This window comes from Paenibacillus agilis (assembly GCF_007786455.1).
GTDB lineage: Bacteria > Bacillota > Bacilli > Paenibacillales > Paenibacillaceae > Paenibacillus_B > Paenibacillus_B agilis.
Window position 1 is genome coordinate 1,850,481 of record NZ_VNJK01000001.1, and the last position, 9,506, is coordinate 1,859,986.

The window sequence follows — 9,506 nt, forward strand, 5'->3', positions numbered from 1 at the left end:
ATGCAAACACATACACACAACAGGGAGTGATGCCCCAATATACCTCAGCTCCACTCGATTTAAATTCTTCTCATTTTGACTTTCCAAATTAAAAAGCAACAGTCAGCCAATGATCCATAATTTAAGCTGCATAGCAGCATTCAATAGCTAGGTGGTGATGCATTAATATTGTGATTTATGTAGGTGATAAGTCATCTATAACGGGGATTTTTAACCTTGAATACAAACATACGATCCGATGTTATTGAGTATCGATAGCAAAGTACGTGAATTTACATTACACACAGGGTGGTGGAAATAAGGGGGAAGTGACTGGTTGTACTATAGATATATCTATAGTTTTTAACTAGAGGGGCGCCTGTTTAGGCTTCCTCAGTGATGGTCCACTTATAGAAATCTTCGGCGTGACATTCAAGGATGTGCGCGAAAAGTACGATTACATCGTATGGGATTGGTTCACGGCCATTTGCCCAATTAGAAATTCTTTGTTCCGAATATCCAGTTTTTCGCGCCAATTTAGCTTGAGTGGTTTTAGCATCACTAATTCGCATTTTTAACAGACAGCGCCCCCTAGTGATCTTAAACATGAGATCTCCTTCGGGGATAAGCAAGTTTAGTGCAATTATATCATGTTTTGTGTGGATGTTTAGGCATTCTTGTTAAAATGTACACAACTAGACAAGGGGATGAGCCTGATGTTGAAAGAATGTTTAGTGCCATGGGTAAAAATGAGATCAGAAGAAATAGCAGCAGAATGTGAATCAAAAGAAACATATGATAAATTTACTCAAAACATGAATCTATTAAAAGAAAAATTGGATTGTAAAGAGGCTAATGCTTTACTATTGGAACTTGAAGAGTTGCTTAACTATCAAAGTGAGAACATTGCTACTGAAGTATACAATCGGGCATTTAATGAAGCTTTTGATCTAGCGTTGTCGATATACAAATAAGACAAGAGCACCCAATTAAATGAGTTCTCTTGCCTTTTAAATAATACCCAACTATCTGCCCAATAAATGCCCAACTTTCCATTACAGACTATTATCAACTATTGAAGGTCGGTAGAAGAAAAGCATATCTAGTGCATATTTACGAACTTTATTTAACGATATTTAAAGGTGGTTCATTAACAGAACTCAAGTTCACCAATGGGAACGCGATCAATACATGACCTTATATTAATCATCTCAACCCCTAGAGCCGTAAGGCTTTGGGGGTTTTTATGTTGTTGGACGTTTTTGGGTTTGAAGCTGTTGATTGCGCAATGTCCAACAAATGCCCAATTACTTTTTCTGATAGCCAACAAAGAATGTATTGAGCTTGTCCTTATATTTATCATACTTCACTACAACCCATGCTGGAACGGGCTTTTACAATACTTAAAACGAACATATATACTTATTTTGTGGAGCTTATGTCCTTATAAGGAGAGACAAACATAACCGCCAATGTACGAGATATTAATTATGTCATCAAGCGAATGGCAGATCACCAATTGTTCGGCCTGATACGTAAAGGAACATATGTCGAACAGTGCAAACAAGAGTGGGTACGGCGATGGGAAATGGAATATCTAAATTACATAAACATATCAGGGATAAAAAAATATGATGGCTAAAGGCCTTATGGCCCTATAAGGGTGGACAAGATCAAACAAAGAAATGTTGCGATGATAAGAAGGGAAAGTCCAATGAATAACTTTCCTCTAAAGCGTATTGAGGCAAGATATTCATCATTAGGCTCGGAATCATCTCCTATTTTCTTAAACCACCATGATTCTGGATTTTTAATGGCAAACAAACCTATCAAAATCATCAATACACTTATCAGGATGAAATTGAACACAGTATCAACTCCTATAGAGATAGGTACGCTAATAACTACAAAATGTTCCACAATGCAAGGAGGAAATTCAGTTAGAAACTGCCGCGAAGAAAATAGAAGAAAGTACTAAAACCGTAGATGGTTTAGAACCAGAAACGTTAAATGATATCAAGAAACAGTTCAAAGAACATGCTGAACAGTTAAAAGATAAGAAATAGAAAATCTATACAGAAAATGACACGAAATTATTTATGTTTAGAAATCAACTAACCTCTCACGGGCGGACTGTATTGATTGGTAAAAAACAGAAGGTGTTTCTAGTACTTATGGAGAGTTCTTTTGAGGAAAATCACTTTAATGAAGTTGAAGCACAAAAAGTATTTTTGAAAGTAAAGGAAGGTATTACTATATCAGAAACAATCACAATTTTATTTGATTTTGTCCGTGTTGGGAAAGTGCACATAAAAGAAAAAGAAATCGACGGAAAAATAGTGTATAGGGTTGCATAGTTTTCCCCTTACGAAAGCCACTTATATATATAGACTCTTACACAAGTCTACGAAAATAACAGCTTACTAAACTATACTTTCCTCCTTCTCCGGGCGGATCGTGACCTAAAGGGTATTCCTTTGAGGGTAGTTGCAGAATCAACTGGTAGTTTAATAAAGCATGTATCTAAATATGATATTGTTTTAGTTAGTAGCCCGGGATTCCAGGGACTAACATATGATTCACCAAGTGGAACTTTAGACATTACGAAAAATGGTGAGTTGTACATGGATAATTTATTAGTTCTGAACGACTTTTTAGGTTTCTCACAAGAACAAGAAATCGTTTATGAAAAAGATGTTTCAGAAGGCGTTGAGGCTGAATCCTATATAAAAATGACACCAGATACCTTAGTAGAAGTAATTGAAGAACCAGAAGATGAAACTGATATAAATGAACTCATGAAGAGAATAGAAGAGAGTATGAAAAATCAAGATGATCCCACAATTTCACCATAATTGAACAAAATGCATCTCACAAAAAGTAAAGCGCACCCCTTATAGTGGACATTGGAAAAACACCCTAGTGTTTATACCGATGAAAACTATAGGGGGTGCTTTTCGTTATGACGAAAGTATCTAACGTACAGTTTTTTTTGAAACGATAAAGATAGCAATTGAGATACGACTACAAGGTATGACAAAAGAGAAGGTAGCTAGGGAATTAGGTATTGCCGATGTGGGACGCTTAAAAGTCTGGATGCGTCGTTACAACCAGATGGGAGATTCCGGACTTACAGACACGCGTGGAAAGCGAAAAGAATACATCGATGAGAATCGCTATGTGAAGCGGCTCGAAATGGAGAATGCGGTCCTAAAAAGTGGTTGGCCATTACGAAAGCGGGGGTGTACCAGAGAAATGTTGGCTCGTCGAAGAGCTGCGAGAGTATTTTACCGTTGCAGAGCTGTGCAAAGAGGTCGGTCTAGCCAGAAGTGGATTCTATGCTTATCTCAAACGAAAAGCTGTAGCTAAGGATCAGTTTTTCAAAGAGATGCTTCATACTACTTATGAACGCTACAAAGGAATATATGGAGGTCGACAAATTCAATTGTTTATGTATCAAGATCACGGGATATGGATGAATCACAAAAGGTACACCATCTCATGCAAGAGCTGGGGCTACGAGCTAAAATTCGCCGTAAATTCCGTTATCATAGTGAATGGAATCATGGTGACAGAGCCGTAAGAAACCTCTTGAATCGCGATTTCAAGGCAGATGTCCCTAATCAAAAATGGGTAATAGACATTATATAGTATAACGTGGGCGAAACATGGTTGTATCTCTCTGCGATCAAAGACTTGTGCCAAAACGCAATCGTGGCATACAACATGAGCTTACGCAATGATAAGGAACTTGTACTTCAGACATTCGCAAAGGCATTTGGAAAAAAAGAAAGACGTGACTGGACTGATCGTTCACAGGGAGCAGGGGACTCCGTACACGTCCTTCGATTACCACGACATGCTGCCAAAAGTTGGCGCCCAAATCAGCATGTCTCGTCGAGGGAATTGTTATGATAACGCCTCAATGGAGAGCTTTTTCTCCCATCTAAAGACAGAAGCATTCTATCCTTATCCAATCAATCTAAGAAGCACAAAGCAGAATTGAAGAATACATCCATTTTTATAATCATAATTCACCACAGAGAAAACTAAACAAGCTGGCTCCGGTCAAGTACCGGAATCAGCTTGCAAGATAGGGCTTTATTTAAAGCTATTCAAGGGTATCGAAGTAGTGTATTGGGAGTAGTGGAGGTTCAGCTCATTTTAATATTTTAGAGTATGCGTTGAATAGCGAAGGCTTGGATATATAATTACGATCTTATCTACATTATTTTAATATGAGTTTATTCTGATTCTGCCAATTCATATTGCAGCGTAGGTCATTACATCCGATGGATTTAAAATAGTCTTTCAACATTTCCTGAAAACAACAAAAGCCCTAGAGCAATCTAGAGCTTCTACTGTATTAATTCTCAGGTGACGCACAACAATCTTTACTAATAGTGTAAGGATAAGAATGCATCATACTCCATGATTCTCGATGAATTTATTAGATGAAAAACGGTAACAAAAATAAAGATGTAACAAAGGGGAATGGAAAGCGGCGGAAGAAGAAGCGACGTCTAGGGAAAAAGCCGGGATGGAAGCCAAATTGTCTGTTTGCTGAATTTTCTGTGGGCTTACCAGTTAGGACCTCATTAGTAGGTATAGCCAAGGTAACGTAGTTTTCATCGACATGAGCAATAAAACCATCATGTGATTGACCGTCATTTGTCTGAATACCAACATATTTGTTCATACTGTTCCAACAGGCTTGCTTTAAAAAGTTCTGATCCATTCTAGTCCTCCTAAACGTATAATCTACATTAGTCTATGGGGTTATTACCTATTATGCTCACGGTATTTGCCCATTGGTGAAAATGATATTATTCCCTCGTGGCTCACAGTGGATAAATAAAGGGCACACAAATGAGATTAAGGCAGAGGTGGTAGGCTCCAGTTGGAAAAAAGCTTAAGTCCTTACCATATCGCAAAGATGTGGAGGTAAGAAATAAGTCTTGAAGTTAATAAAAAAGAGCCACAGGATTAGCTCCTAGACTCTTTTTCTGAAATTACTTCAATTTAATTTGACCTTGCTCTGTTCCGAAAAAGCCAGTTTGAACGTTCAAGACAAAATCTTTAGCGTCTTTTGGCACTTCAAAAGCGACATTACCAGTCTTAGCTAGTCCTGGATTTATACCTTCAAACATGAAGAAGTCCTTGGACGTAGTAATTAAGATTGAAGGGGCATAAGTTACTTCGCCCTTCTTAAGTTGGAAAAATGATGAGTCTGTATTAATCATTTCATTCCCTGCATTTTTAACAGTTACATTAACTATGTAATATACGCTGCCATCCGAGTCAGGTTTATAACTCAAGAATTGGCCGTCTTTAATCTCTTTAGTAGTGGACACTTTATTTACTTTAAATACAACATCTCCCACTTGAAGCTCTTCGCCTATAGCTTTAAGTTGAGGCTGTTTTTCTTGTTGGCTCTCTGCTGCTTTAACATCTGAGCTTCCTTTTCCACTTGTATCTGGTGCTGCGGTTCCTGTAGTATTGCTACCACCTTGTTGTCCTGCGATACCAGCTGCAATAAAAATAACTAGCAACCATACCCACCATTTTTTGTAGAACGGCTTTTTCATGGAATACTCCCCTTTGGTTATATTTACATACAGCCTGTATAATATCAGAATGTTACAAACAGTACCATGAAAAAACTGGGACTTTTGGTTCATAGGACTAATTGATTAATCGGTAGAGTTGATTGGATATAGTTCTAATAAAGTTTAGGCTGCACATTGTAATTCCTTGCTTGATATTTTTTGATGTAGTAAAAAGAATGGATATGCTTAAAAAAAATCAGCTGTGATGTGTAAATAGAGACCATCTCTTGAAGTTTAATTTACAGGAATTTTATGGTATTATACTCTTGTAAATACAATTAATAGGAGATGATAGTGTGAAATTGAAAAAAGTTTTAGTGGCAGTTGTAACTGCTGTAACTGTATTTGGTTTCTCTGGTTTTTCTAACCCAGTAGCAGCAGAACCGGGATTTGCAGATAGCCATCTTACACCATTTCATATTCCTTTAAACAGTTCGTGGCAGACTTATCTAGGGGCCAATGATAATGATTGGTACGCGGTAAAGAATGAAACGTCGGAAATGATGTACATTGCTTTCACTGTATATCCGAGTTCCTCCTCAACATTAAATGTAGATTTTCAGTATATGTTTCGTGATGCCAATGGATCGTACACTCCAGCATTTTATTTACATGATGCAGGACCTGGTAAAGCTGAGGGTCTTCAAAGAGTAGCTATAAATCCTGGGGCAACGTTTTTGTGGAATGTGATTCCCCATAATTCAGGAACAGACATAAATGAACTATATACAACAAGCGTTCACGAAACTACACCTCCACCATTTGATGTAAACCAATAGAAAAAGGAGCTTCCCATTGGCTGAAACCCAATTGTGGAAAGCTCCTTTTTCTATTTGTAATTGTTGTAATTTGTTCACATAGCTGATGTGTAAATGATAGTTTTATTAATGGAAATCACGGAATAGGCCAACTACCTTGCCTAGGATCGTAACATGTTTAAGACGGATAGCCTCCATGCTGGAGTTCTCCGGTTGAAGGCGTATATGATCCTTCTCCTTGTAGAAGGTTTTCACAGTCGCTTCGTTATCTTCCGTCATAGCAACAACGATATCCCCGTTAGAAGCGGTTTGCTGTTGGCGAACGATGACATAGTCTCCGTTATGTATGCCTGCTTCGATCATCGAGCTACCTGAAACAGTCAACATAAACGTATTTGAATCGTCTCCTACCATATGAATAGGTAACGGGAAATAATCTTCAATATTTTCAGTTGCTGTGATAGGCTCACCGGCAGTTACCTTTCCAACTACTGGAACTCGAGCGATGGTGTTCGAGAAATCATGCATACGCTCAGATTGTTCATGACTGAGCAATTCAATAGCGCGAGGTTTAGTTGGGTCTCTGCGAATGAATCCTTTCTTCTCAAGGCGATCAAGATGACCGTGTACAGTTGAGCTAGATGCTAAACCTACAGCCTCTCCAATCTCTCTTACGGAAGGTGGATATCCTTTAAGACGGACTTCATTTCTTATGAATTCGAGTATCGCTTGTTGACGGCTCGATATTTTTGACAAAGTTATCAACTCCAATGAGTACACTTTTGTCAGAAATTATACCATAGAACTACCGTTCGTACAAACGTAAGTTCTAAAAAATAGTCTGTTTCAATAAATAAATAGAAGATCGAGTAGTGATCATACCTTCATAATCAAAATAAAGGGAACATAGGTTCTTGAAAAGCATTGACTCAAACAAATGTTCGTGTTACATTATTGGCTGAAAATAAGAACAAGCGTTTGGAGGAGTTCGTATGCGCACAACTTATCAATCCATTTATAATCAACGTGAGACTCATTTACATACACCAAAGAGACGTCATTTTCTTAATGGAAAGAGGCTTGGATTATTTACTGTATTAGTTCTTGTATTATCTGTAGCTTTTGGCTCTATTGTTCAGGCTTGGTCGGGGGGAGCGGGAAGTCAAGAAAATATGTTGCAAGTAATTGTTCAGCCGGGGGATACGGTATGGGATCTAGCTAAGGAATACATAAATGATGGGGATGATATTAGACAGCATGTATATGATATCTTACAGCATAACAATTTAGTTGGAAGGCACCTGCAAGTGGGGGAAGTAATTGAAATTCCATTCGTTTCTTCATTAGATCGTTGAATCAATCGTTGAGTGCCACAATGTATGGTTGTGGCACTCCTTTTATTAGCCTCAGTTTGCTTGACATTAACCAGCTACCGTGTCAAAGTAAAGGATATGCTAGTAAAGACGGAGGTAATACAATGAACATCGATGACATGATTGCGCGCATTAATGAGTTGGCTCGCAAACATAAGACAATTGGTTTGAATGAAGAAGAAACTGCTGAGCGTGCGAAATTGCGCGAAGAATACTTGGTACTATTCCGTCAACAGGTTCGCAACAATTTGGATACTGTAAAATGGGTAGAAGATGAAGAGGAAAATGGTAATGGCTCCTCATCAGATATCGTACATTAATTATTTACGTCCTTAATTGAAGAATCAGTTTATGTTGATATGCTATAGTGATTATAGTAGGAGGTCGGACCGCAATGTCTCGCAGTTGGGAACGAAAAGTACGTAAAAATAGCTCTGCACTCAACAAGCAGCGTCAAAAATCAGGCCAGAAAGAGATTAAAGTAGGTAGCGAACAATACGATGAGTTCAAGGGTCGTAACTTTATTTTACCGTCTACTCTGATCTTTGTATCTTTATTATATGCATTCCTTGGTAACGCAGTGGCAATGGCTCAGTCTCCTACATTATATTGGGTGACCGTTATAGCCTATGTCGCACTCGGGATTATTTTGTTTGTGCGTCGACCGTATTTAAAAGTAGCGAAAGACTATCTTTCTACTCCAAAGTGGAATCGACTTCGTGTCCTTTCAGCTAAGGATATTAAGAAAATTACGATTCAACCTGGTTATATTGTAATTTGGCCTGAGAAGAAAGGCGCAAATTGGGTATTCTCGCGCGTTATGAATCGGTATGATACAGACGCAATGGGTGAGCGTTTAATTAAATTTGCTGAGCAGCATGGTATCGCATACGAAAAATTGTCGAAGTAATGGAGTTGGGAACGATGACGATTAAGGCGGTATTGTTTGATTTAGACGATACGTTATTGTGGGATGAACGCAGTGTAGAAGAAGCATTTGATGCAACGTGTCAGTATGCAAATGAACAGTCAGGTGTAGACCCGAAGCAGTTGGAAGAAGCCGTTCGTGCTGCTGCTCGGCAATTATATGCTACTTATGAGACATATGCATTCACTCAGAATATTGGAATTAATCCATTTGAAGCTTTGTGGGCTCATTTCACTGGCGGTGAGCATGAAGAATTCCGTATTCTACAAAAGTTGGCACCACAGTATCGTGTAGCGGCTTGGACAGAAGGGCTTAGAAACCTAGGTGTTGATAACGAGAAATTAGGACAAGCTTGTGCCGAGAGATTTATGGAAGAGCGTCGAAAAAGACCATATGTTTATGAGGATACTTTCGAGGTTCTGAAGAAGCTCAAAGCCAATTATCCACTCTTGTTACTAACAAATGGTGCTCCGTGTTTACAACAAGAAAAGTTGGATGGCGTACCCGCTATATCGAGCTACTTTGATCATGTGGTTATCTCGGGGCGTTTTTCTGAAGGGAAGCCGTCGAGAATCGTGTTTGAACATGCTATGAAGTTATTAAATATACGTCCTCATGAAGGTTTGATGGTGGGAGATAAGCTAACGACGGACATTCAAGGATCTGTTAGTATAGGAATGCATAACGCATGGTTGAATCGAAATGATAAGCCATTGACGGGGGAAATTAGACCCGAGTATTCTATACAATCTTTGCATGACTTGTTTGAAGTAATTGAATCCATTAACAAGCAACAGGAGATCGTTAATTAAGGGGAAGTCCGTCATATGGCGGGCTTTTTTTGTTACAAGTTTTACTA

Annotated in this window: 15 protein-coding genes and 1 pseudogene; 11 read left to right on the plus strand and 5 right to left on the minus strand. The window is 38.5% G+C overall.

Translation table 11 applies throughout. The annotated features are described in order from the left end of the window. Positions 1–362 precede the first annotated feature (362 nt). On the minus strand, positions 363–587 hold the full coding sequence (locus FPZ44_RS08370) for a helix-turn-helix domain-containing protein (protein ID WP_144989199.1): 225 nt from the start codon (positions 585–587) through the stop codon (positions 363–365). 108 nt (positions 588–695) lie between these two features. On the opposite strand from FPZ44_RS08370, the gene FPZ44_RS08375 reads away from it, so the two are divergent. After that, complete coding sequence (locus tag FPZ44_RS08375) at positions 696–953, plus strand: hypothetical protein (RefSeq protein ID WP_144989200.1); 258 nt, start codon at positions 696–698, stop codon at positions 951–953. Between the two features lie 673 nt (positions 954–1,626). On the opposite strand, the gene FPZ44_RS27190 is transcribed toward FPZ44_RS08375, so the two are convergent. After that, the gene (locus FPZ44_RS27190; RefSeq protein WP_472795734.1) at positions 1,627–1,818 is read right to left on the minus strand and encodes a DUF6199 family natural product biosynthesis protein; all 192 of its coding nucleotides are present in this window, start codon (positions 1,816–1,818) and stop codon (positions 1,627–1,629) included. A 335-nt stretch (positions 1,819–2,153) separates the two neighbouring features. Between FPZ44_RS27190 and FPZ44_RS08380 the strand changes: the two genes are divergently transcribed. From FPZ44_RS08380 to FPZ44_RS27085, 5 genes and pseudogenes are all read left to right on the plus strand, one after another. Beyond that, positions 2,154–2,336 (plus strand): hypothetical protein, encoded by a 183-nt coding sequence (locus FPZ44_RS08380; RefSeq protein ID WP_144989202.1) that lies wholly within the window; start codon positions 2,154–2,156, stop codon positions 2,334–2,336. A gap of 120 nt (positions 2,337–2,456) precedes the next feature. Continuing rightward, complete coding sequence (locus tag FPZ44_RS08385; protein WP_144989204.1) at positions 2,457–2,834, plus strand: hypothetical protein; 378 nt, start codon at positions 2,457–2,459, stop codon at positions 2,832–2,834. Between the two features lie 178 nt (positions 2,835–3,012). Then, positions 3,013–3,123, plus strand: a pseudogene (locus FPZ44_RS26805) (helix-turn-helix domain-containing protein); the annotation flags it as partial. A 73-nt stretch (positions 3,124–3,196) separates the two neighbouring features. Then, entirely contained in the window at positions 3,197–3,562 is a 366-nt protein-coding gene (locus FPZ44_RS26810) for a hypothetical protein (protein WP_261378250.1), read from the plus strand. A 430-nt stretch (positions 3,563–3,992) separates the two neighbouring features. Further along, on the plus strand, positions 3,993–4,076 hold the full coding sequence (locus tag FPZ44_RS27085; protein WP_418789171.1) for a hypothetical protein: 84 nt from the start codon (positions 3,993–3,995) through the stop codon (positions 4,074–4,076). Between the two features lie 353 nt (positions 4,077–4,429). Here FPZ44_RS27085 and FPZ44_RS08405 read toward each other — a convergent pair whose 3' ends face one another. Both FPZ44_RS08405 and FPZ44_RS08410 read right to left on the minus strand, forming a co-directional pair. After that, on the minus strand, positions 4,430–4,717 hold the full coding sequence (locus tag FPZ44_RS08405) for a phosphatidylinositol kinase (protein WP_144989210.1): 288 nt from the start codon (positions 4,715–4,717) through the stop codon (positions 4,430–4,432). A 274-nt stretch (positions 4,718–4,991) separates the two neighbouring features. Beyond that, entirely contained in the window at positions 4,992–5,567 is a 576-nt protein-coding gene (locus FPZ44_RS08410; protein WP_186785967.1) for a DUF4352 domain-containing protein, read from the minus strand. 317 nt (positions 5,568–5,884) lie between these two features. Between FPZ44_RS08410 and FPZ44_RS08415 the strand changes: the two genes are divergently transcribed. Next, positions 5,885–6,367 carry a hypothetical protein gene (locus FPZ44_RS08415; protein WP_144989214.1) on the plus strand — a complete coding sequence of 161 codons (483 nt, stop codon included), beginning with the start codon at positions 5,885–5,887 and terminating at the stop codon, positions 6,365–6,367. Between the two features lie 105 nt (positions 6,368–6,472). Here FPZ44_RS08415 and lexA read toward each other — a convergent pair whose 3' ends face one another. Further along, the gene (gene lexA, locus FPZ44_RS08420; RefSeq protein ID WP_144989216.1) at positions 6,473–7,102 is read right to left on the minus strand and encodes a transcriptional repressor LexA; all 630 of its coding nucleotides are present in this window, start codon (positions 7,100–7,102) and stop codon (positions 6,473–6,475) included. A gap of 236 nt (positions 7,103–7,338) precedes the next feature. Here lexA and FPZ44_RS08425 point away from each other — a divergent pair, with 236 nt between their 5' ends. The 4 genes from FPZ44_RS08425 (at position 7,339) to FPZ44_RS08440 (ending at position 9,459) form a co-directional block, all read left to right on the plus strand. Further along, positions 7,339–7,701: a LysM peptidoglycan-binding domain-containing protein gene (locus FPZ44_RS08425; RefSeq protein WP_144989218.1), complete on the plus strand. Its 363-nt coding sequence runs from the start codon at positions 7,339–7,341 to the stop codon at positions 7,699–7,701. Positions 7,702–7,823: 122 nt separating this feature from the next. Next, the gene (locus FPZ44_RS08430; protein WP_144989220.1) at positions 7,824–8,039 is read left to right on the plus strand and encodes a DUF896 domain-containing protein; all 216 of its coding nucleotides are present in this window, start codon (positions 7,824–7,826) and stop codon (positions 8,037–8,039) included. Positions 8,040–8,113: 74 nt separating this feature from the next. Continuing rightward, a complete protein-coding gene (locus FPZ44_RS08435) occupies positions 8,114–8,629 on the plus strand; it encodes a methyltransferase (RefSeq protein WP_144989222.1) in 516 nt (171 codons plus the stop codon). A gap of 14 nt (positions 8,630–8,643) precedes the next feature. Next, positions 8,644–9,459, plus strand: coding sequence for an HAD family hydrolase (locus FPZ44_RS08440; RefSeq protein ID WP_144989224.1), 816 nt, complete (start codon positions 8,644–8,646; stop codon positions 9,457–9,459). Positions 9,460–9,506: the final 47 nt, after the last annotated feature.

Coding starts and splice junctions, on each gene's coding strand:
- FPZ44_RS08370 (WP_144989199.1), bottom strand. CDS start 587: ATGTTTAAGATCACTAGGGGGCGCTGTCTGTTAAAAATGCGAATTAGT.
- FPZ44_RS08375 (WP_144989200.1), top strand. CDS start 696: ATGTTGAAAGAATGTTTAGTGCCATGGGTAAAAATGAGATCAGAAGAA.
- FPZ44_RS27190 (WP_472795734.1), bottom strand. CDS start 1,818: ATGATTTTGATAGGTTTGTTTGCCATTAAAAATCCAGAATCATGGTGG.
- FPZ44_RS08380 (WP_144989202.1), top strand. CDS start 2,154: ATGGAGAGTTCTTTTGAGGAAAATCACTTTAATGAAGTTGAAGCACAA.
- FPZ44_RS08405 (WP_144989210.1), bottom strand. CDS start 4,717: ATGGATCAGAACTTTTTAAAGCAAGCCTGTTGGAACAGTATGAACAAA.
- FPZ44_RS08410 (WP_186785967.1), bottom strand. CDS start 5,567: ATGAAAAAGCCGTTCTACAAAAAATGGTGGGTATGGTTGCTAGTTATT.
- FPZ44_RS08425 (WP_144989218.1), top strand. CDS start 7,339: ATGCGCACAACTTATCAATCCATTTATAATCAACGTGAGACTCATTTA.
- FPZ44_RS08430 (WP_144989220.1), top strand. CDS start 7,824: ATGAACATCGATGACATGATTGCGCGCATTAATGAGTTGGCTCGCAAA.
- FPZ44_RS08435 (WP_144989222.1), top strand. CDS start 8,114: ATGTCTCGCAGTTGGGAACGAAAAGTACGTAAAAATAGCTCTGCACTC.
- FPZ44_RS08440 (WP_144989224.1), top strand. CDS start 8,644: ATGACGATTAAGGCGGTATTGTTTGATTTAGACGATACGTTATTGTGG.